At 40.5% G+C, this 23636-nt stretch carries 17 protein-coding genes; 6 read left to right on the forward strand and 11 right to left on the reverse strand.

The window, feature by feature from the left end; all coding sequences use genetic code 11:
• Positions 1-157 precede the first annotated feature (157 nt).
• From hyoA to ACTRWI_RS16145, 6 genes are all read left to right on the forward strand, one after another.
• Positions 158-4414 (forward strand): NACHT domain-containing antiphage protein HyoA, encoded by a 4257-nt coding sequence (hyoA, locus tag ACTRWI_RS16120; RefSeq protein ID WP_499132779.1) that lies wholly within the window; start codon positions 158-160, stop codon positions 4412-4414.
• A gap of 283 nt (positions 4415-4697) precedes the next feature.
• Entirely contained in the window at positions 4698-5867 is a 1170-nt protein-coding gene (locus tag ACTRWI_RS16125; protein WP_499132780.1) for an SIR2 family protein, read from the forward strand.
• Position 5868: 1 nt separating this feature from the next.
• Positions 5869-7689 carry an ATP-binding protein gene (locus ACTRWI_RS16130; protein ID WP_499132781.1) on the forward strand — a complete coding sequence of 607 codons (1821 nt, stop codon included), beginning with the start codon at positions 5869-5871 and terminating at the stop codon, positions 7687-7689.
• 487 nt (positions 7690-8176) lie between these two features.
• On the forward strand, positions 8177-8497 hold the full coding sequence (locus tag ACTRWI_RS16135; RefSeq protein ID WP_499132782.1) for a helix-turn-helix domain-containing protein: 321 nt from the start codon (positions 8177-8179) through the stop codon (positions 8495-8497).
• Entirely contained in the window at positions 8482-8802 is a 321-nt protein-coding gene (locus tag ACTRWI_RS16140) for a HipA N-terminal domain-containing protein (protein WP_499132784.1), read from the forward strand. Before ACTRWI_RS16135 ends, ACTRWI_RS16140 begins: the two co-directional genes overlap by 16 nt.
• The gene (locus tag ACTRWI_RS16145; RefSeq protein ID WP_499132785.1) at positions 8792-9841 is read left to right on the forward strand and encodes a type II toxin-antitoxin system HipA family toxin; all 1050 of its coding nucleotides are present in this window, start codon (positions 8792-8794) and stop codon (positions 9839-9841) included. The genes ACTRWI_RS16140 and ACTRWI_RS16145 overlap by 11 nt, the downstream gene beginning before the upstream one ends.
• A 278-nt stretch (positions 9842-10119) precedes the next feature.
• Here the strand turns inward: ACTRWI_RS16145 and ACTRWI_RS16150 are convergent, their stop codons facing one another.
• The 11 genes from ACTRWI_RS16150 to rsxA form a co-directional block, all read right to left on the reverse strand.
• Positions 10120-10539, reverse strand: a complete 420-nt coding sequence (locus ACTRWI_RS16150; protein WP_499132787.1) for a hypothetical protein — start codon at positions 10537-10539, stop codon at positions 10120-10122.
• A gap of 5 nt (positions 10540-10544) precedes the next feature.
• Positions 10545-12866, reverse strand: coding sequence for a hypothetical protein (locus tag ACTRWI_RS16155; RefSeq protein ID WP_499132788.1), 2322 nt, complete (start codon positions 12864-12866; stop codon positions 10545-10547).
• Positions 12863-14512, reverse strand: a complete 1650-nt coding sequence (locus ACTRWI_RS16160) for a hypothetical protein (RefSeq protein ID WP_499132789.1) — start codon at positions 14510-14512, stop codon at positions 12863-12865. Before ACTRWI_RS16160 ends, ACTRWI_RS16155 begins: the two co-directional genes overlap by 4 nt.
• Positions 14502-15509, reverse strand: coding sequence for a site-specific integrase (locus ACTRWI_RS16165; RefSeq protein WP_499132790.1), 1008 nt, complete (start codon positions 15507-15509; stop codon positions 14502-14504). Before ACTRWI_RS16165 ends, ACTRWI_RS16160 begins: the two co-directional genes overlap by 11 nt.
• A gap of 428 nt (positions 15510-15937) precedes the next feature.
• Positions 15938-16588, reverse strand: a complete 651-nt coding sequence (gene nth / locus ACTRWI_RS16170) for an endonuclease III (protein ID WP_499132792.1) — start codon at positions 16586-16588, stop codon at positions 15938-15940.
• 169 nt (positions 16589-16757) lie between these two features.
• Positions 16758-17450: an electron transport complex subunit E gene (locus ACTRWI_RS16175; protein WP_499132794.1), complete on the reverse strand. Its 693-nt coding sequence runs from the start codon at positions 17448-17450 to the stop codon at positions 16758-16760.
• Positions 17450-18079, reverse strand: coding sequence for an electron transport complex subunit RsxG (gene rsxG / locus ACTRWI_RS16180; RefSeq protein ID WP_063524257.1), 630 nt, complete (start codon positions 18077-18079; stop codon positions 17450-17452). The genes ACTRWI_RS16175 and rsxG overlap by 1 nt, the downstream gene beginning before the upstream one ends.
• A gap of 13 nt (positions 18080-18092) precedes the next feature.
• A complete protein-coding gene (rsxD, locus tag ACTRWI_RS16185) occupies positions 18093-19139 on the reverse strand; it encodes an electron transport complex subunit RsxD (RefSeq protein ID WP_499132795.1) in 1047 nt (348 codons plus the stop codon).
• Entirely contained in the window at positions 19139-21781 is a 2643-nt protein-coding gene (gene rsxC, locus ACTRWI_RS16190; RefSeq protein ID WP_499132796.1) for an electron transport complex subunit RsxC, read from the reverse strand. The genes rsxD and rsxC overlap by 1 nt, the downstream gene beginning before the upstream one ends.
• A gap of 7 nt (positions 21782-21788) precedes the next feature.
• On the reverse strand, positions 21789-22382 hold the full coding sequence (gene rsxB / locus ACTRWI_RS16195) for an electron transport complex subunit RsxB (RefSeq protein ID WP_004734040.1): 594 nt from the start codon (positions 22380-22382) through the stop codon (positions 21789-21791).
• A gap of 2 nt (positions 22383-22384) precedes the next feature.
• Complete coding sequence (rsxA, locus tag ACTRWI_RS16200; protein ID WP_004737335.1) at positions 22385-22963, reverse strand: electron transport complex subunit RsxA; 579 nt, start codon at positions 22961-22963, stop codon at positions 22385-22387.
• Positions 22964-23636: the final 673 nt, after the last annotated feature.

The raw sequence follows: 23636 nt of genomic DNA on the forward strand, positions 1-23636 counted from the left end.
ACTATTGAGTAAATATCTCTAAGATAAAGTCTTAAATGAAGTTGAGCACCTTCTTAACATTTGTAATCACTTAATGAGATCCAGAGTGGTTGGGAAAGCCGTGTGTAATTAGTAGAATATGGGAAGTTTTTATGCCACACGGAGCTCAAATGCAGTTATGCGGAAGTACATTGCCTTAGATCGTCAGTTTTTTCCGGTAATAGAAAGTCACAAGGACTCTGAAGAGCTAGATGTTTCTCTTAGTTTGGGAATCAATAAAGCTGACAATTGGAAGTCTCTATTAAATGAGTATCGTACTGTAATTTTAGCCGAGGCAGGCGCTGGTAAGACGGTCGAATTGATGGAAATGGCGAGTAAGCTTTCAAATGAAGGGAAGCTGTCTTTTTTTATTCGAGTTGAAGATATTGACCGTAACTTTGATGATGCTTTCGAAATAGGTGATGAAGATGAGTTTGAAGACTGGCTTAACTCAAATGATGAGGCTTGGTTTTTCTTAGACTCGGTGGATGAAGCAAAACTAGCTCACCCTAGAGCTTTTGAAAAAGCTATTAAACGTTTTGCAAAAGGAATCGAGAAAGGAGCTAAGCGGGCTCATATTTACATTTCTAGTCGCCCATATAGCTGGCGTGCCAAGTCAGACAAAGCTCTAGTAGATGTTCATCTATTCTACCCATCTTCTAGTCCTCAAGAAGATGACGACAAAAAACATCCTAAAAGTGCATTAAATATCTATAGCTTACGACCGTTAAACCGAAAGATGGTTTATACCTACTGTATCGAAAGTGGAGTTAACAACACTGATGAACTCCTCGATGAGGTTGAACGGTTAGGCCTGTGGAATCTCGCAGAAAGACCTTTTGATTTGGATATCATCATAACGAAGTGGTTGGATGATCAATCTCTTGATGGACGACTCCATCTGCTGCAACACAGTGTTGATGTTCGTCTTAATGAGGTACATAACAATGCTCGGAAGCCTCTCAACTTAGACAAGGCTCGTGAGGGAGCTCAACGGTTAGCTGCTGCTGTTATTTTAACGGGTAATGTAGGGATCAATGTGCCTGATGCCGAAAAGGTAAAACAAGGAATTGATGCCGACATCATTCTGTACGACTGGGAACGAGAAGACGTTAAGTCTTTACTTGAGTGTGGTTTATTTAATGACATTATTTACGGTGCAGTAAGGTTCCGACATAGAGATATTCGTGAGCTATTAGCAGCACAGTTTTTCGCTGGTTTATTGAAAGAAGAAGGTTTGCGTTCCCAAATCGAGTCTTACTTTATTAGGGAAGTTTTCGGTGAAACTGTTGTTACCCCTTTATTTCGTCCAATATTACCCTGGTTAATTTTATTTGATGAGCGTATGCGAGCGAAGCTCTTGGTTATCAAGCCTGAAATTGCTTTAGAGGAAGGCGACCCTTCTCAGTTGCCGTTGTCAGTAAGGAGACAAATCCTTTCTGATGTTATAGCTCAAATTGCCAATGATACAGATGACCACTCTGCTCGAGACAACGCTGCTATTGCCCGAATGGCACAGCCAGATCTAACGAATGATGTACTCAACCTTATTCGCAAATATGAAGACAATGATGATGCGATGTTTTTCCTTGGCCGTTTAGTTTGGCAAGGGAGGATGAGTTCATGCACCGAATCACTTATAGAAATTTCTGTATCTAGCAAGCGAAATAAGTATGCCAGAATTGCGTCAGTACGAGCTGTATTAACTTGTGGTAATGAAGAGCAAAAAGCTCTTGTTTGGCAAGAGATTATTAACAGAAGGGAAATCCCTAGAGACCTACTAAGTGAGTTGGTTGACCATACTGTACCCAGCGAAGACTCTATTAAATATCTAGTTGAATCAGTTCATCACGTAGTTAAGCCCAAAAGGTTTGAAGTATCGCTCTTGGATCGAACGCTGCTTGGTTTTATCGAGAGAACAGAAATCAAACTTATTCCTGAATTGCTAAAAGGGTTAGGTAGTTACCTTAGTATTGCTCCTTTCATAGAGAGAAGAGAATGTAGGGTATCTAAACAATATGCATGGCTGTTTGGTTCTGCCATCAAGTGTTTGGAAAAGCTAGTGGTCAATAGAGAACCATTCGCCTTGTCAGAGCTTTCGCTATTCATTATGGCAAATGTATCAGCTTTGCAGTATTGGAGGGAGGGGAACTTCAATGATGTTGAACATGACCTCGGTAATCTAGTACCTGAATGGCAAGAGCTGAATGATGCGCTTTATTGGCATAGCATCGAGAATGCAAGAAAACATCTAAGTGAGAGAGATAGGCCCCTGACTGATGATTTTCACATCTCATATTTAAAACATTTTTGGGCTTTCAATCGTGATGATTTCTCAAGGTTATTATCATTTGTTGGCACTCGCATTGATCAAGATGACAGATTAGTCGCACTGAATGCTGCATTCAGGCTCTATAAACAGTTAGGCTCACCTGTAAACATGCTAGAAGAGCTTCGTATTGCTGCCCTTGGTGAAGAAATCTTAGTTTCACGATTAGAGAATTTGTTAAATCCGATAACTTCTGAATCAACACTAAGGTACGAAGCTAAGCAAGCGAAGTACCGCCGACAAGCAGAAAGAGAACGAAAAAAGAGAGAAAGTAGCCGAATAGAATGGATACAGTCACTACAAGAAAATCCGTCTCAGATTTCGACCCCAAAGGTAAAATCTGGCGAAATTACTAACAATCATGTCTGGCTATTAAGTGAGCTAGAAAAAGATAGTTCAGCCACAAGTCGAAGCAGTACAAGTCAATGGGAGCGGCTAATTCCTGAATTTGGCTTGCAAGTAGCAAATGCATATAAAGAATTTTGTATGAAACATTGGCCAAACTTTCGCCCACAGTTGCATTCAGAGGAGGAGATTGACAATTCAATCCCGTATGCATTGCTATTTGGCTTAGCAGGGTTAGAAATTCAGGCAAAGGAAGACTCTGAGTTTCCTAAGTCTTTGAGTATTGAAGACCTTGGAACTCTATTGCGCTATATAACATGGGATATAAATGGATTCCCTAGCTGGCTTGAGGTGGTGCATCGAACCTATCCAGAGGAAACAAATAAGGCCATTCTCAAAGAGGTGTTTTGGGAGCTAGATAAAAATAGTAAAGCCAAAGAGGTTTCAAGCCACATTCTACACGACTTGGTGTATCACGCTCCTTGGCTCAAACAACACCTTGCTGACGCTGTATTTGAGTACCTAATCAGTTCAAGAAATCTAATCCAAGCCAATAAGGAGTACTGCTTACGACTCTTGATTGAAGGTGGTATCAGTGCCGAACAACTTTCTTTGCTAGCCCAAAAATACATATCAGCAAGTCAAGATGACACTCATGAAACTGCGTGGTGGTATGCGCTATTAGTTGACAGTGAGCCCAACCGAGGAATCCCTGAGTTGGAGAAGTGGCTAGCCACGCTTAGTCCTGAACTGGCAACGAATGCTGCGGAAGTATTTATGGAAGCGCTGTTAGGTGGTAGGAGTTCACATCGTTCTCTTTATAATGTGGGACGGTTCAAAGTGGTAGCTCACTTGAAAGCTTTGTACATTCTGATTCATAAATACATCAGAGTAAGTGAAGATCTTAAGCGAGCTGGTACAGGAGTCTATAGTCCCACAACACGAGACCATGCTCAGGAAGCAAGAGATATGTTGTTCAACTACTTGGTTGAGATTCCCTCTAAGGAAAGCTATTACGCATTGATACAGTTGATAGAGGACCATCCTGATGAATCATATAGGCCGTGGATGAGAAAGAATGCATACAAAATGGCAGAAGCATATGGTGATGCTTCTTTATGGTCAGATAATAAATTCAAGGAGTTTCATAAAAATAAACAGATCTTTCCTGAGTCGCACAGGCAACTATTCGAATTAGGTGTTCAACAAATCCTTTCGATAAAAGATTGGGTAGAGAATGGTAATGATAGCCCATGGATTACATGGCAAAGAGCGACCAAAGAAAATGAGGTTAGAACGCTAATTGCTGCCGAGCTAAGAAAAAGTGCCAAAGGATATTACACAATCGCAGAAGAGCCAGAGTTAGCCAACGAGCAAAGGATGGATATTTGGCTTGCTAACCCGAAAGTCACCTCTCCAGTGCCGATTGAGTTAAAGTTACTTGATAAAGGTTGGAGTGGCCCTGAATTGTGTGAGCGGCTTCGAAATCAACTCGTTGGTGATTATCTCAGAGAGGGAACTGCTGGTTGTGGTGTATTTCTTTTGGTATCACAACAGTTGAGCAAGCACTGGAAGATAGGCGGTAAGCTAGTAGGTACTGATAAACTCGCTTCAGCACTTAAAGATTATTGGAAGTCGATTTCACACGGATATGTAGGTATTGATGAGATAGAAGTAATAGTCATTGATATGAATAAAAGGGCTTTAGTCTCTGAATCATGATGTCGCCGTTACGGTAAATTGGTATTCGAACAGCATACGTCTAAGTTTTTAATTTTAATAGATAAACTCTAAAAATCACTGGTGCATTCCTGTTCAACATTGAGCTTCCTGCTATGGCTAGCTCAATCACGTTTTTCTCTGAATCTTGGACGGGATCTAAATCAAGAGTTCCCTTACACGCACTGTGTTATATTGTGCCAATGGTGCAAGTTGTTGCACCTGGTTCTACGATGGTTATTGTATAGATAAATATACGCATTGGGATAAGTTTAGAAGGCTTTAAATGGGACACTTAGCGAACGAAGATATGTTCTTTCAGTTAGAAGAGCATCTGAAATGTAGTGAACAAAACTGGTTAATGGGGGCAGGGATCAGTTTCGACGCAAACCTACCATTAATGTACCCACTTACTAATAAGGTGAAGAAGGATCTTAGTAAGACTCACTCAAAACTGTACAACGATATAGTTGAGCCTCTGTTTAATGAATTGCCGGAACAGTGCCATATAGAGCACGTTTTAAGTCACCTTGGTGACTATGCCGCTTTGGCTGAAAGGAGTAAGGATAATAAGGTGTTTATTAAAGGTACCGAGACCCTTTTATCCGACCTTGAAAGTGTACATAGCGCTGTTTTGGATTCAATCGCCTATGTAATTCGTAGTGGCTATAGAGAAGATGGAGAGACTTTTTTAGAGGGGTCAATATCCGAGCCGATTGTAGACATCAATGCTCATCTTGATTTCATTAATGTTCTTTTCAATCATGCGTCAGCTGGCGTTCATCAGCGACGGAAGGCAGTCAATATCTTTACTACCAATTACGATACCTTACTAGAAGACGCTTTAGCATTGAATAAAGTGCCTTACTGGGATGGTTTTGCAGGTGGAGCAGTCGCATACCGTACACAAAGATATGGTGAGCCAGTCCCTTCTAACGGGCAGCGGGCAAACGTAATAAAAATGCATGGCTCTATAGACTGGTTCTTATGCGAAAAGGGTTATGTTTGGAGAGTAAGAGAGAATGATATTTATCCAGAAACTCAACGGAGAGTATTAATTTACCCGCAAGCTACGAAATACATTGCGACTCAGCAGGATCCTTTCTCCACTCAGTTTGATCTGTTTCGTAAATCCTTAAACTCAAGCAACAGCAATGTGTTGGCCGTATGTGGGTATAGCTTTGGCGATGACCATATAAATAATGAAATTGAGTTTGCTTTATCTAAAGAAGAAAACAAAACCGTATTGATAGCTTTTTTAGAATGTCGAACTGAAATACCTCCGTGTCTTGATAGGTGGAGGAGTGACGAAAAGTTTGGGAGAAGAGTTCTTATTGCTTCTTTGAACGGGCTATATGTAGGTGACTCAGGGCCTTTTGGGCGGAAAGATGGAGAGGACTATTGGTGGACTTTCAAAGGGGTTACGTCAATCTTAAAGAATGGGTGTGAGGTATAGAATGTTTACACCAATTGATGAGTTAAGGATAGGACAGGTTGTCGAAGTTTCTGGCACCAAAATTAAGGTAGAAATATCAGATCAGGTTTCCGAATTAACTAGAAGCTTTGATGGGCGAGTATATTCTATTGGGCAAATAGGCAGTATGGTCAAAATACACTATGGAAGGAAAGTGATTTTTGGTTTAGTGACTATGCTTCGGATGCGTTCAGAAGAATTAGCTGAAGAAGGCAAGCCAATAAGTGCAGACTCTGATCAACGCCTTATGGAAGTACAACTTTTGGCAGAAGGAAACTGGAATTCAACGCATGAGACGCTGGCATTTAGGCGAGGAATTAAAACTTACCCTCTCCCCAAACAAGGTGTGTTTTTGCTAACCACTGACGAGGTTGCTTGCGTATATCGTTCTGCTGAAGGCGTTAGAGATGAACAGGTTGACCCATTAGTTCCATTTGCTGTGTACAGTGCATCTGAATCTACAGCTTGCCGAGCAAATATTAACAAAATGTTTGGTATGCATTGTGCCGTATTAGGATCAACGGGGTCTGGTAAGTCAGGAACAGTTGCTGCAATCATCCATAGTGTCCTATCGCACAAGCATGAAGGGGCTGAGTTATCCCCGCAGATAGTTGTTATTGATCCGCATGGTGAGTATGGCGCTGCATTTAAAGAGCGATCTATTCAATACCAAGCTTACAATATTGTTTCAGAAGAAAATGAACAAGAGGAAATTAGGCTACCTTACTGGTTAATGTCTAGTGATGAGTTTACGAGTTTAGTTATTGGAAAAACTGAAAGTAGTGCGACGAGTCAGAACAATGCTGTTCATAAGGCTTTGGCTCATGCAAGGATGGTTGCCGCAGGACTAATTAAACCATGTCGAGATAATTTTGGTGGTGATCAATTTATTCTTGATGAGCCAGAACTATGCGATGGGAAAGATACTTCCGATTTACTGGAGTTTGATCGAGATAAGCCGAGACCATTTTGCTTGGATGAGTTTGAAAATCATGTCAAATATATTCAAGGTGGCAGAATAAACAAAGGTAAACATGAGAGCATGACTGCTTCTGAGTTGGCAAAATCTCCGGTCCTTTCAGTTTTAGACAAATTGAAAGTGTTACGTAGAGATACACGACTGTCTTTTATGATGGAGTGTTGGAAGGAAGATAGTAGTATCAAGCTTCATGAAGTTATAAATCAGTTTGTTGGAGCTCCTCAACAAGTAGGAAAAGATATTCGTATTATAGACATATCTGGGTTGCCAAATGAAGTTGCAGGTCCATTGGCTGCTTTGATTGCCAGATTGCTCTTTCAATACAAAGTAATTCAAACTCAGGACGAAAAGGAAAAAGATCCAATTCTACTCGTATGTGAAGAAGCTCACCGGTATGTACCAGATCATGGAGAGGCTCAATATGCTGCTGCACAAGGTGCTATTAGGCGTATAGCTAGAGAAGGGCGAAAGTATGGTATTGGCTTAATGTTAGTGAGTCAGCGTCCTGCTGACGTTGATAGTACAGTCATTTCGCAATGTGGTACATGGGTTGTTCTACGGTTGACTAACTCTGCTGATCAACAGCACGTCGCAAGGTTTTTACCCGATGGTTTGTCCGGTATGGTTGGAGCATTGCCCATTTTGTCTCAGCAAGAAGCTATATTCGTTGGTGAAGGAGCTGCGTTGCCCTCAAGAGTTCGGATTAATGATTTAGAAGAAAGTCAGTTACCAAAATCCAATACTATTCCTTTTGCTAATGGCTGGGCTAAAGGGCGTTTGAGTGTAGAGGAGATCGAACAGATTGCGGTTAGAATGTGTTTATAATTCAGCACAGCCATACTTACTAAGGCGTTTCCTTGTTATTGGACTTTATGTGTTGAAAAATCAAGGAAATGGCTTTACTTTTTCTTAGTTTAACTGTATGCTCAACCTCCCAAGCAGAGCTTGGGAGGTTGAGCATACAGTATTTGTTGGTTTTTTGCCCTTAAGTTGTTGTTTTTTAAAGGTTTTTTTGCATTTTTGCGGCCCAAGCTAAGACTTAATTTATTGTCATTTCTTGCTTCCAAACGCTTGGTTTATAGACTAAGTAGTCTATGGTTCTTTTTTGACCCATTTTTGCCTCTCCTATCTTAATTAGCTCTCTTGTGACCCAGTCCGCGCTCTTTTAGTTCTTATTTGAGCTTATTGTCTCTTTCAGCCCAGTAAAAAGTTCATAATTGACACAGAACTTCTTTACTTAGGTCTTGAGTGGTCTTATATTGGTGAATATATAATATAAGGCTCATTTAAGATCCGTGGTGTAGGCAAGATTATGAACCCAAAAGTGTTACAACTACGAGAACAGGTGAACTCACTTGAATCTCATATGCATTCTGTTCTTGAAGAGCTATTGCACAATATTGAAGATTCCGTTGACCGTCCTATATCGACTTATCCTATCTACGATAAAGATAGTCTGGTTGCTGATATGCGACAGCGTAAGAAAGCAATCTCATTAGAAGAATTAGAGCTACAAACTGATATTTCTAGTTCAACTATAAAGCGCATGCTTAAAGATCCTAGCAAAACGTCGCTAGATAATTTTTTAACAGTTGCTAATGAGTTAGGTATGAAGATATGGATAGAAAAGTAAGAGTTCTGCTGTATGGCAAGTTCTGCGGTGTACTGTCCCAAGATGCACATGGTTTTACGTTTGAGTATGATGCTTCTTATAAGGGGCGAAGCTTGTCACTGAGTATGCCACTAGATGAAAAGCGATTTGAAAGCAAAGAGTTACACCCCTTCTTTCTAAGCCTTGCTCCAGAAGGTTGGCTTAAAAAGCGTTACTCTGAATTACAAAAAATTGATGAAAATGATCCTCTTGGTATGCTTTTGTCTAATGGCAAAAACTTACTTGGCGCAGTGCAACTGATGAGGTTAGAAGAGTATGTATCCTAGTAAGAAAAGCCTTATAAGCTTAGTCGATCTCAATGATTCTAATCGTGAGCAAGAAGAATATAAGAAGGGTGAAATAAAAGCTTTACTTGGTGCTAGTAAGTATAAAATACGTTTGCCTTTTACACGTGATGAGTTTGTTAGTGAACTACCAAAGAAACAGAAAGGGATGAGTATTTCTGGCTATCAGCCAAAGCTATCGTTAGCAATTAACGATGAAAATGAGCTCGGAGTTGTAGAAGACAAGGCTTTGTTTATTCTTAAGCCTTCTCCAGCGGAGTTTCCGTATTTAGCGGAAAATGAGCATGCAACTATGTTGGTTATGAAAACGCTTGGCTTTGATTTACCTCCGTTTGGTTTGGTTCGCTTTAGTGGACAGGACGAAGACAGTGAGCGGGCTTTTATTATTAGACGTTATGACCGTTTAAAATCAGGCGAAGAAGCTATTCATCAAGAGCAACTGGATGCAGCAATGAGTGTTAGCGAAAAGTACGGGAAGATAAAAGATGATGATGAGGGCTATATTAGCTACGAACAGGCCTGTAAATTTTTAATCACCAATATAGACAGTAGCTTACCCTTCAAAAGGGAGCTGTTTAATCGGATACTAACAGCATACTTCCTTGGTAACAATGATCTCCATTTGCGGAATATTGGTTTACTTTTGCCAGAGATAGGCGATACACGACTGACGCCGATTTATGATTATGTATCTATAGCCCCTTACCCTGACTATATTGCTAATGAAACTTCGTTAGCATTGCCGCTTCTAGCTACCGAGGAAGGAGAAAATGGAAACACTAGTGGCTATGCATCACACTGCACCTATACGGGGTATGATTTTCTTACGTTTGCAGGCAATATTGGAATTAATCCAAAGTTGGCTAAAAAGTTAATTGAAGAACTTTGTGCAAAGACCGAGAAAATTAAAAATATATACCGGAATAGCTTCATGCCTGAAGAGCATATTATGAAGGTGATAGAGTGGATAGATAGTCGGAATAACTACTTAAGTCAACTGGAACACGTAAATATCGAATAACTCTGCTAGGGCATAGGCTGTGGAACGCTAATAGGATAGATGCCTAGTTTGTAAACTATAAGAACGTTTTTCAATTGTGGAGGTTAACTTAAATGCCTCATCCATCGAGACCAATAATAAGCCTCAGTCTGGAATAGGACGTTTCTTCGTGAATGACGAAAGCTTACAAACTTTCATGCTTTTTCTCGATAGCTTCTAGTAAGCAGTTAATAGCCACTAGAGGCCATTCTAGTGGCTCTATAGTAGTATCCGACAAAAAACTAGATTCATAAGTATTACTACTTTTTCGACTCAATATCTGCCATCGTTTTCTGTAAAACTTCCATCAGGTTAGGGTCGCTCTGAGCAATATTTACTATTTTTTGAATGAAAGCTTGTAGATAGCCGACTTCGTCTCTTGCGATATCTAGCTCCGCTTTTGTTTGAACTAATTTTTCTTTTAAATCAATATCTTGCTTAGTTAGGCTTAATGGTGAAGTATTATCAGAGCATATAGGCCTACCTTTTAGTAAGAGCTTCTTGCGCTTATACTCTCCTTTTATATTGAGATATTTATCAAGAGTCTGTCGGGTTGTAGTTATTTCTAAGCTAGACTCAATTTTGGTTACCAATAATTCCCAAGTTAACTTTCCTTCCCAAGCCCTGATTAAAGCTTGGATGGATATTTGTTGGTCAATATCTAGAGATTTATTCGCCATAAGCGTTATCCAATACTGTTTCTAACAAAACTTAGAAGATTGCTTTTAGCTGTGTCGTTATCTGCTTCAGTTTTATCATTGAGAGCAATGCGAAGTGCTTTTTCTACATCCGGTAATGATAGTTTTCTCTCCTTGACGGCTTTGGTATCCAAATCTGTAATCCGCATGGTATTTGAGCGTGATATATACCGCACTATACATCCTTCTTTGATTGACGTATCGGAAAGGACTTCGACTAAGTTTCTCATTAAAGACGTGTTTTTATAGTGAGTTTTGTACCATTCTTGCATACCATTACTGGTAGAAAAGTTAATTGAATTGCTGACTTTCTTCAAATTGTGAGTTTGGATTTTTATATCTTTTTTTAACAGATCTATAGCTTCTGTGTCATGGGTAATATGGCATGAAGAAGGGCACAAAGTACATTGAGTCTCAAACTCGGTCATGTATGTACAAGGTGACAAGGTTAGGTTCTGTACACAAAATCCAACCTCTGTAACGAGTGTTGGAGATAGATTTTCTATAGCTTCATCGTATTGGCTTTTACTTTGTAGCCGCTTACTTATATGGGCGTTAACTTCATTTTCGGTACTTTTTTTAAATAAGATGTCACTGATCACGGAAGAATTTTGAGCATCTGTAGTATGTATATACGTTAACGTTTGTTCTACACTTTTTCGACCTGATAACATAGATATTAGGATGTGAGGTAGCCCATTTTTATCCAATAGGTCATTTTGCCAATGTCTAAATTGATGTGGACTAATAGAAAAATCTGATGAAAAACCATGCCTTTCAAAAATAGATTTTGATGATGACTTATTTTTACTCAATTCTTTTGAAAATAATAACCCTAATGAAGAAATTGGTTTCAGATAAAAAGGTGATCCACTCTGGCTATTGAGTTGACTTTCAGTATATGTAAAAAGTGCATTTTCATATGTGACAAACTTTTTCTGACTTCTGTTATAACCTGTTATATTTTCTTGATTTGACTTTATAGTAAAGCTTTGAAATTCTGAAACGGTTAATTCTTTTTTACCTGCGGAGTATTTTTTAAATGCTCGTTTTCCAAATAGCATGTTACCGGTTAAAACTTTTGTATAGGGACATTTATGAGCGAAAAATAATTTATCAGATAGGGTTAAATCAACAATTGGCTTGATGTACTTAGGTTGATGGCTAGCCCTTGTTATATTTATAGAGCCTTTTGTATCAGAAGTTACTCGTAAGTTTTTATAAGTACCATCAAAGAAGCCGAGCAAAAAACCTAGGTGTATTAAATTTGTTGGTTTATCCATTGCTGGATTTAGCTCGCGCATATTTTCAGGACTAGGTTGAAAGTCTTTGAGGATACATTCTAATGCTAGTGAGGGCTTTTTGTAGAATCGTGCTAGTACTCTTGCTGGCTCTGTTACTATTGAAGTATAATGTAACGCTTTATCAATACTTTCTGCCATTTCAGCGTTAATATGATTCTGGTAGTCATTATATCCTTTTGAACCACGCCAATTAAGATAGTATACAGTTTGTTTTTCTCCATTTAATTCTTCAACATGAGAATGCAAACGTTGATTTGTTAACAAGCACTGTTCTGCTGCTGCTCTATTCGGTGATGCCATGGCAAGTGCAGCCATAGTGCAAACAAAGCTATCTCTTTGACTCTTCCATATGGCTTTATCTATTTTCAAACTGCTACTGCCATTTTTGTCATCTTTATAGGAAGGTATAACATCATAAAAGATAGCTCCCAATGCGAGAAGTACCTTTTCGTTAGGTAATTTTGATTTCTCCATTATTAATGCATCATCACCATATTTACTTCTAATATCAGTCTTTCTTATATTTATTATAGGCTGTATGCTCAAAGGGACCATTTTATGTTTGTGCAGCCAATTGATGAAAAAAGGCACCTTTGCTGGATTTTTCATTTTATTAATAACAAGTTGTATTTTTTTATTATCCACAGATGAAATGTTTTCGTTAAGTTCAAGAAGAAGGTATTTGGCTGTGGTGACTTTATCTTTTTTGTAACTATGACCAATTTTTTCGTTTACCACGTCGAGAGCATATGCAAATATTAGTTCATGCACTCCAGTTTCTATCCTATCACTCTGCGTGAATTTAGAACCAATATTTGCATTGGGCTGGTTTTTGTTGTTAAAACAAAAGTTAATTTTCTTACCTTTGATGTCAGTGAATGTAATAGCAATATCATCCCATGTAGCCTGTTCTCCTGTGGGATTAGTAAAGCCAATTAAAGGCTGTTTTTTCTTCTCTGCAATATAATCAAGTTGATTATCTATATAACGGTTTATAATGCTCATCTACTATCCCCAATCTTCAAGGTCTTCCTTTCTTCGCAAATTGCTATGGTTGCTTCAATATAGAGGACTACCATTTGAAGTCGCTTTATAGTAAATGGGTGAGCGGATTGACTATTGATAGCTAGTTTTCGTTTTGCTTTATCTAGGTATTGTTTATGATTCGCTGTCTCAAGGGGTCTAAAATTGTCACAAGGATAGCATGCCATCGGTACACCACCTTTTGATTGGCAGCTTGAGCAGTTGGATGGATTAAGTTTATATCCAATTTCTTCATCAAAAGGGCTTTTCACACTAAAGTCTTTATGCTGTTTTAATTCCTCTACTGATATGGAGTCAAAACGGTGGATTATTCTATTTCCGGCATAAGCTTTGTCAATAGTAATGCGTTCTTGAAATTTAAGGTCCAAATATGGGTAGATCGCCTCAACGGTAACTCCTGTAATTGCCGCAATTTGTGCCGGGCTCAGTCCCATTAAGACGGCTTGCGACAACTGAGTATGTCGCCAACGGTTACTACCTAGGTTCAATGGCTTTGTTGGTATTCGGTCACTTTTTACTTTTAGTACGGATGTGAAGAGGTACCTTATACCATTTGAAATTGAATCAGAAGATACATGAAATGCTTTTGATGTGTTACTGAAAGCACTAAATAATTCTTTTTTACATGTAAATTTAGTCAAAAAGATGCTTTTATCTGGTTGTAGTGGTAAGCACTTCATCAACGTTTCTATTTCTTGGTTAGTTAGTTCGATATTTAATTTATTAATCACTCTACGGAAGTTTGATTTATAAATCTTGTAATATTGAATCAATAATTCCGAGAGTTCAGGACTTAGTCGATGAGAGCGTGATTCTGCATCGTAACGAAACTGGCCGTCTTTCCCTCTGAATGTCCTAAGATGAAATTGTTCGATGTCAGAAAATCGATGCTGCGTAAGAGGCACCCACTTCCGATTGCTTTCTTTATGTGATGTAAAGTCATTTCCAACAGGTAAAATATCACACCATTTTATTTTGGCTAATTGAGTTGGGCGTCTAACTATCGCTACTAATAAATGACAAGATATAATGTTCCTTAATCGTAAAAATTCTTCTACCTTATCAACACTGCCTTTTAATATGTTTGCGGTTTCTATACGCAATGCCTCTAAGATATTGTTAACCTCTGTATTACTATAAGCACCTGATTCTTCATTAAGTATTCCTTTCATAAGGTCTTCGCGACCCAATCTTTCTTCTTTTACTAGATTATAGAGAGGCTCAAGGGTTACTGATTGGTGACTATTGTTGTTTATACAAAGTGCTTGTAAACAGTCCTTAACATTTTTTTTGAAACTATCTAGTGTCAACCACCAAGCTTTAAATTCATGGGGCGAAAGGTGGTTTATTATGTGATTCTTTAGAGTACTAATAAATGTTTGCATCGAGCCGTGACTATATCGCTGTGATGCGTGAGCTATTGCTAGTCTTATATCTATAAAAGTATCTTTTTCTAAGTGAGCCATCCAATCCAGTTTTATAGTTCGTTTGTAGTCTAAGATCCATAAATCAGAGAGAATATCGAAGTAGTAACCTTCGACTTTTGCAGGGAACTCTCTTTGCTGTTTATAATCTTTTCTTAAGTCTGCAATATCTTTATGATTCATGAATACCTCTGAGATTAGGCACTGACTTGCGTTGGTTTTGCAATGAAATCTCAGTAACTGTTAGAGCTAATTGATATTCATTGTAAACAGATGCCATTTTAGAGTTTTCAACCCACCCCATAGCATAATTTCGCAAATCTTCGATCTTTTCAGGGGAATAGCCTTTCTGTTTAGCTTTATCTTCAAATATCTCGTTCCACTTATGGCGAAGTTTATGGGAATGGAGTTTTATTCCTATGGATTTTCCAAATTTTCCTACTATTTTGTGAATAGAATTGTAAGTGAGAGGTTGACCCGATGTATCGCCTTTTTCTGAAATAAATATAAAATCATGTTCACTACTTTTGGGGTGATTTATACGCACAGTTTGAATGTAGAGTTTTATAAGGTTCATTAACTCTAAGGGGATCGATACAGATAATGCTTTGGTTTTGTTAGATGGTCTATCTTTTCTTGGGTCCGTAGGGTCATTTGGGGTCCTAGTTAATAGAAAACGTGGGTTAGCCCAATCATATATTAAGTCACTAATTTTTAATTTTAAAACAGCTCCAATACGAACTCCTGTATTAATAAGTATTTGCATGATTATTTTATTTCTCAGTTTACTTGATTTAAAAGGATTTTCTGAAGAGCTTTCTTTAATAATATCAAGTAAGTGAAAGAAATTTTCTGATGGTATTACGGACTCAAAACTATCTTTTACATAAACATTATCTCTTCTACTTCCTTTAATGAAGTTATTGATATAAATATTAAATTTTCTGAACTTTTCATCTATGCAAGATTTCTTATCAGTAAGAGGGCGGTCGTAATGATAGCAAACATACAAGTATTCAATGTATGCTTTTAATCTTGTGACACGTTGTCTGAATGTATGATGAGAAACTTGGGGTTGGCTAGTTGATGTTGCATATATTGCATCTCGAATACGTTTATCTGATATTGAGACAATATTATTATAATCTATTGATTTTGTATTTGAATATAACTTACTCACTCTAATAAAATCATCTATTTCGCTCCTTGATAGAAACTCTCCACAATTTACACGATGAGGTAGAGATATACCTTTATTTGTAAAATGGCAATACAAAAACTTTAATTCATATGCGTATTTTTTAAGTGTTGTGAAAGAAGGTGATTCAGAACTAAATTTGTACTTTTTTGTAGAGTACGGGGAACGATGATTCCCATTAAGGTAGGCATTAAGGTACAAGCAAACTGGAAACACATTAGACCTAACAACAAGGTTGAAACGGTTCCCATTTGTATCCTTATAGTTTTTTACGGTAACACTTTCACCAAAGACAACCATTACAAAAATAAAATCTTGTTATACATAATTTTAACATAGTAATAGATGGTCATTTTGTAAAGGTGAAAAAAAGACCCTATCAAGGGCCTCCTTTGATTGTAGTGTTTCTACTACTTGCTTTTCTTTACACTCTCTTTTGGTGGAGAGTACTCACACAGATCTTCAATAATACAGCTGCCACAGCGAGGCTTACGCGCGACACAAGTGTAGCGTCCATGAAGAATGAGCCAGTGGTGGACATCCAGCTTGAACTCTTTTGGAACCACTTTAAGTAGCTTGGCTTCGACATCATCGACTGTCTTACCCATGGCGAGCTTAGTGCGGTTCGATACACGATAGATGTGAGTATCAACGGCAATAGTTGGCCAGCCGAAAGCGGTATTCAAAACTACGTTGGCAGTTTTACGGCCAACACCAGGTAGGGCTTCCAATGCAGCGCGATCTTCTGGCACTTCACCATTGTGAAGATCAAGCAGCATACGACATGTCTTAATGGTGTTTTCTGCTTTCGAATTAAACAGACCGATAGTCTTGATGTACTCTTTCAGGCCATCGACACCTAGGTCAAAAATCGCTTGTGGGGTATTAGCAACAGGATAAAGCTTATCTGTGGCTTTGTTCACGCTTACGTCAGTTGCCTGTGCAGACAAAAGTACCGCAATTAGAAGTTCGAAAGGGCTACTCCAATTTAGCTCAGTTTCTGGCTTTGGATTGTTTTCCCTCAAACGCTCAAGTATTTGTACTCGTTTTACATTGTTCATAGCGACATTACTTTCAAATAGTTAGGGCAGAGCTTTGGAGTTGGTATTCAATAAACTCGAAAGCTCGGGCCGTATCATCGGTTACGCGCTCTTATGAGCGTCTTTGTTATGTGTATTTGTTATACCTATTTTCTGCCGAGCGGTTGAGCAGCTCAGTAGATTTTTGTTGTTAAGTGTTGGTCACGCGGGCACGCTCAATAACAGGTTTTTCTGGTTTTGGTTGTTTCGATTTTGCTTGATGATCGATGATGTTTTTCAACGCAATCAAGAAACCAACACCAATAAAGGCACCCGGTGGAAGTAGAGCCAGCAAGAAGCTGTTATCAAATTGGAAAATTTCGATTCTTAAGGCTGATGCCCAATCACCAAGTAGCAGATCTGCGCCATCAAATAGAGTGCCATTACCAATGATTTCACGCATTGCGCCCAGTACCACCAGTACTGATGTCATACCAAGCCCCATCCAGAAGCCATCTTGAGCGGCAGGTAATACTTCATTTTTTGAAGCGAAGGCTTCTGCTCGACCAATGATGATACAGTTGGTTACGATCAGCGGGATGAAGATACCGAGAGATAGATACAGACCATACGCGTAAGCATTCATCAGCAGCTGAACACACGTTACCAGCGATGCAATGATCATCACGAACACCGGAATACGTACCTCTTTTGGCACGTGGTTACGAACCAGAGAAACAGCGACGTTGGAACTGACTAATACAAGTAGAGTCGCAATACCGAGACCAAGTGCGTTGGTCACCGTTGAAGAGACAGCCAATAGCGGACATAAGCCAAGCAGTTGAACTAGGGCAGGGTTGTTGGCCCACATGCCATTTTTGATTAATGTTTTATGATCACTCATTATTCACCGCCACAATTTAGAGGTTGAGCAAGCAATGCTTGGTTGTTTTGGTTGACGTATTGGACCGCTTGTTTGACAGATTTTACTACCGCTCTAGGGGTAATGGTCGCGCCAGTAAATTGGTCGAAGTCACCACCGTCTTTACGAACCTTCCAACGGTCAAGATTAGAGTCCGTTACTTGTTTACCGGCAAAAGAAAGAATCCAGTCACTCACACGTAGATCAATCTTATCACCCAAGCCTGGAGTTTCTTGATGAGAAAGTACACGAGTGCCTAAAATGGTACCGTCGATTTTCATACCGACGATCACCTTAATCGCACCGTTATAACCATCTGGTGCAATTGCTTCGATAGCAATCGCGCTTGGCTCACCATTGATTTTGGCGATGTAAGCGGGCATCGCTTTCTCTGTACCAAGCTCTTCTGCTTGAACCAATGTACAAGACGAAAACAGTTCGTTGTCGTGAAGATCGTGTGGGATCACTTGGTTAAGTACAGATAGCAGTTGAGCTTGTTCTTGCTGTTTGATCTGATCTTTTGTTAGGTAGTGGGTTACCGCCACTAAACCTGTCGATGCACAGGCAAAAATCGCGAGCACAAGGCCATTTTTCTTAATTGCATTTAGCATGATGTCCGCTCCTTTAGTGGCCGTATGTACGAGGCTTGGTGTAGTAGTCAATCAGTGGAACACACATGTTGGCTAACAATACAGCAAACGCAACGCCATCAGGAAAGCCACCCCAACTGCGGATAATAAACACTAACGCACCAATTAGAGCACCAAACACCAATCGACCTTTGACTGTTGTTGAAGCTGAAACTGGGTCGGTTGCAATAAAGAATGCGCCAAGCATAGTCGCACCAGACAGAAGGTGAATGGTTGGAGAAGCGGTTTCTCCAGGAGTGAGCACTAAGAACACTAAGCTAAACAGAGTCAGACTGCCGATGAAAGCCACTGGGATATACCACTGAATAACACGCTGCTTTATCAGTACTAAACCGCCGATTAAGTAAGCAAGGTTCACCCACTCCCAGCCTACGCCAGCTAACCAGCTGAATTGCGGTTGAGATAGGGCTTCCGAAGCCGTGTTGCCTGCCGTTAATGCCGTTTTGAATGCATCAAGTGGCGTCGCCATTGTGGTGCCATCAATACCAAGGCGTGCTTGTTGCAGAGACAAACCTTCGTTATTGAAGCCCGTGAATATCATCAAGAATGAGTCAATAAAGCTTGTTGATTCTGCTGTCAGGCTCGCGGGGGCATTCCAACTCGTCATTTGAACTGGGAATGAAATCAGCAAAACAACGTAAGCAACCATCGCAGGGTTAAATGGGTTCTGTCCTAGGCCGCCGTACAAGTGTTTCGCGATAACAATAGCGAAGAACATACCAATAACGAGGATCCACCACGGAGAGTGTGGGGGAATGGCGACACTCAGTAGCCAAGCGGTTACAACAGCACTGTAATCACGCAGCGCCATTACTGGTGGACGTTTTCTTAACAGCATTACCGCTGCTTCAAAGATAACAGCAAGTGCAATAGCAAATACTAACTGGATGAGGGTACCCCATCCAAAGAAGTAGGTTTGAGCTAGTAGACCTGGCAATGCACAAATAGCTACCCATTTCATGAGATCTGGGGTGCTTCTACGACTGTGCGCGTGCGGTGAGCTGGCGATAAAGAAGGCCACTACTCTTTCTCCTCATTGTTCTTTTTATCAAGCTCTTGCTGTGCTTTTCTTGCTTTAGCACGAGCAATAGCGGCAGCAACGGCTGCTTTTTTAGGATCGACTGGCTGTGGTTGAGCCTCAGCTACCACTTCAGTCTCTTTTTCGATTACAGGTTCAGGAGCGATTTTTTGTGCTTCAACCTGTTTAGCTTGTTGTGCTTTCTTAGCCTTAGCGCGAGCAATAGCGGCAGCTACAGCCGCTTTTTTTGGATCGATTGACTCTTGTTGAGTTTCAATTTCAACTTCAACTTCAATTGCGGGTTCCGGCGTTTCTTCTGTCTTAGCCTGTTGCGCTTGCTGTGCTTTCTTCGCTTTAGCACGAGCGATAGCGGCAGCAACAGCATCTTTCTTAACGTCACCAGAGTTTTCAGCTGGAGCTTCAGCAGCGGATTCCGCTTGCAGAGCTTTTTTCGCTTTAGCGCGAGCAATAGCGGCAGCAACGGCGTCTTTCTTAGCGTCACTAGAGCTTTCAACAGGAGCGACAGTTACAGATTCAGCTTGTTGAGCTTTCTTGGCTTTAGCACGTGCAATAGCGGCAGCAACAGCGTCTTTCTTAGCGTCACTAGAGCTTTCAACAGGAGCGTCAGTTACAGATTCAGCTTGTTGAGCTTTCTTCGCTTTAGCACGTGCAATAGCGGCAGTAACAGCTTCTTTCTTAGCGTCACTAGAGCTTTCAACAGGAGCGTCAGTTACAGATTCAGCTTGTTGAGCTTTCTTCGCTTTAGCACGTGCAATAGCGGCAGCAACAGCGTCTTTCTTAGCGTCACCAGAGCTTTCAGTAGGGGCTTCAGAAGTTGATTCCGCTTGCTGTGCTTTCTTCGCTTTAGCACGAGCGATAGCGGCAGCAACAGCATCTTTCTTGCCCTCAACAGAGTTTTCTGCAGAAGCTTGTTGAGCTTTGCGCTCTCTAGCTTGTCGTTTACGCTCTTCGCGCAGTTTCGACATTTCAGAGTTGTCAGGTTCAGCGCCGTTTTCCTTCAGAGCTGCAGCTTGTTTCGCTTTTGCCTTTGCGATAGCGGCAGCAACCGCAGGTTTCACTGCTGGCTCTTCATTCGGAGCCTGATCCGAAGCAGCTTTTTGTGCTTTAACACGAGCAATAGCAGCAGCAATAGCATCATCACCGCCAGATGTTTTCATATCTTTACGGCGGTTATCTGCGGCTTTCTTAAAGCGGTTTTCACGCTCTGCTTTATCACGCTCAATACGAGCGTTTTTCTCTTCAAAGCGAATCTTGGCGCGCTCTGCAGCAGCGGCTTCATCTTTTCGGGTTTTGATTTCAGCTTTTGCTTGGCGGTAGTATTGAACAAGAGGGATTTCGCTTGGGCAAACAAATGCACAAGCACCGCATTCAATACAGTCTTTGATATTTAGCTCTTCACACTTGTCCAGCTCATTGGCTTTCGCGTGCCATTGCAGTTGTTGAGGCAGTAGAGAGGCAGGACAAGCTTCGGCACAAGCACTGCATCGAATACATTCCATCTCGTAAGTGCTTGGTGCAATCTCACGACGTGTTGGTGCTAAAATACAGTTGGATGTTTTAGTGATCGGCACATTGGCATGTGGCAAGGTAAAACCCATCATCGGGCCACCCAAAATCAAACGCGGTAGCTTTTTATCGGCTTTATAGCCAAACTCTTCGAGCAACTCGTGTACAGGTGTACCTAATAGTGCCCAAACGTTACGAGGCTGCGTAAAAGTCTTACCGGTTAAAGTTACGACGCGGTTAACTACGGGTTCACCGTCGATTACTGCTCTCTTAATAGAGTAGAGAGAGCCAACGTTCTGAACTAATACACCAATGTCAGCAGGGATGCCGCCAGCAGGAACCTCTTTATTCGTGAGGATCTTAATCAGCTGTTTCTCACCACCTGAAGGGTATTTAGTTGGGATCACGCGAATGACGATATCTTTGTCTTTCGCGGCAACCTCAAGTGCTTTTATTGCAGCTGGCTTGTTGTCTTCAATACCGATAACGGTCAGCTTTGGTTGAAGGATGTGTTCAACTATCTCAATGCCTTTTAACACTTCTTCTGCATGCTCTTGAAGCAACTTATCATCTGAAGTGATGTAAGGTTCACACTCAGCTGCATTGACGATCAGAATATCAGTACGGCCTAGGCCTGACTGGAGCTTTTTCGCAGTAGGGAATCCCGCACCACCCATACCTGAAATACCGGCTTGGCGAATCACATCAAGCAGCTCGTCTGAGGTTTTCGTTGAAAAGTCTTCAACGGGACTTCGTTCGATCCAAGCGTCTAAACCATCAGGTTTAATGACCACACTGAGTTCACTTAAGCCTGACGGATGCGCGGTAGTTCTTGGTTCGATAGCAGTAATTACACCTGATGTAGGTGCATGTACCGGCAACGTAAAACCGGTATCTAGAGCCGTTAGTTGCTGGCCTTTCATTACGGTGTCACCCGCGGCAATTAATATGTTACCAGGTTTTCCAATGTGCTGTTTTACCGGAAGGACGATTTCTTCTGGCAGCCTTGCATGAACGATATCAGTAGTATTGGACTGTTTCTTGTTTTCAGCAGGGTGCACGCCGCCAGGGAAGCTCCAAATAGAGCCCGTGCGAATTTGTTCAATTAAAGAGATCATACTAACCCTATGCCTTAGGCTCTGACGCGGTCGCATCAGTTGCCTGGTTAGTGATATCTGTAACAGGAATGATGTTCATCTGCCATTTCCAATTTTCAGTCGTTGTTGCCACTGGAATCATTTCAATACAGTCAGTAGGGCACGGCGCGACACAAAGATCACAACCAGTACATTCGTCTTTGATTACTGTGTGTAGTGCCTTAGTACCACCAACTATGGCGTCGACAGGGCAGGCTTGAATACATTTAGTACAGCCTATACACATATCTTCATGAATGAAGGCAACAGTTTTTACTTTGTTATCTAAGTCGTGAGCGGAGTCTTCCACTTCTACGCCCATTAAGTCTGCTAGTTTCTCAATGGTTGCTTGGCCGCCAGGAGGACATTTATTGATTTTGTCTCCGTTAGCAATCGCTTCTGCGTATGGGCGACAACCTGGATAGCCACACTGACCACATTGAGTTTGCGGTAAAATTGTGTCGATTTGATCGACGATAGGATCGGCTTCTACTTTGAAGCGAATAGAGGCGAAGCCCAAAATAGCGCCAAAAACAGCGGCTAAAACAGCTAACGCAATGATCGCAATTAAAATAGTACTCATGCTTATTTCACCAACCCAGTAAAGCCCATGAATGCCAGAGACATTAGGCCTGCTGTGATCATCGCTATCGATGCGCCTTTAAATGGCATTGGAACATCAGCAACCGCAATACGTTCACGCATTGCAGCAAATAGGATCAGAACAAGAGAGAAACCTACCGCCGCGCCGAAACCATAAACGATCGACTGGATGAAGTTGTGGTTTTCATTGATGTTTAAGAGTGCCACACCTAATACCGCACAGTTGGTAGTGATAAGAGGCAGAAAGATACCCAATAGGCGATATAGCGTTGGGCTGGTTTTGTGAACGACCATTTCCGTAAATTGAACAACCACCGCGATAACCAAGATGAAACTCATGGTACGCAGGTATTCAATACCCAGAGGAGTAAGGATGTAGGTTTCTACTAGGTATGCAGAAACCGACGCTAACGTCAGAACGAAAGTCGTCGCGAGGCCCATGCCAATCGCAGTCTCCAGTTTCTTGGAGACTCCCATAAATGGACATAGTCCTAAAAACTTCACTAGCACAAAGTTATTGACCAGCACTGTGCCAACCAACAACAAAAGGTATTCGGTCATAATGGATTAATTCTTGAGATTCCGATCCCGATATTATCCAGCTTTGCTCACTTAATAACAACCAGTGAACGGTGTGGTTTTGTATGTCTGACGAAATTTTATACGCTTAGTAGGAGGATAGTAGATCTCATCACAACAAATTAGTTGTTCTGGAGCGTAAAAGTGACACGCATGCCAAGGATGGGGTTGGGCTTCTGTATGTCATTTGGGTGAGCTGGGAAATGGACAATTTTAACGGGGTTACTATCTAAATTTCCTGGTATCAGGCCTAAAAGTCGTCCTCTTGTTGAGCAAATGTACGTATCAGTTTGAGAAAACCATTTCATCATTGAGGATTGGGGGGAAGAGTCAAATCATTTGCCCAAAATGAGTATCGCATAAGCAAAAACTTAATCTGCGCAGATTAGTTTATTGTATATGCGATTCTGAGGGAATGTGTAGTCAAAGATTTTTTCTAGTAAGATCAAAAATCAAAAGAAATTTACTCTCATTATAAGTCAATTAATGAGTTAATTTGTAATGTTTCTTAATGATTAAGTGGAATCCACTCTCTTTTTTATAAAATAGTTATCAGTTTGGAATATATGTATTTTAGTTTTTTTGTTTCATGATGATGCATTTTTATATATATAGTTGCTTTTACAAAAACGCTACTTATTTTACCTTTTAAATA

This window comes from Pseudoalteromonas sp. G5_S1_14_S5 (assembly GCF_054968605.1).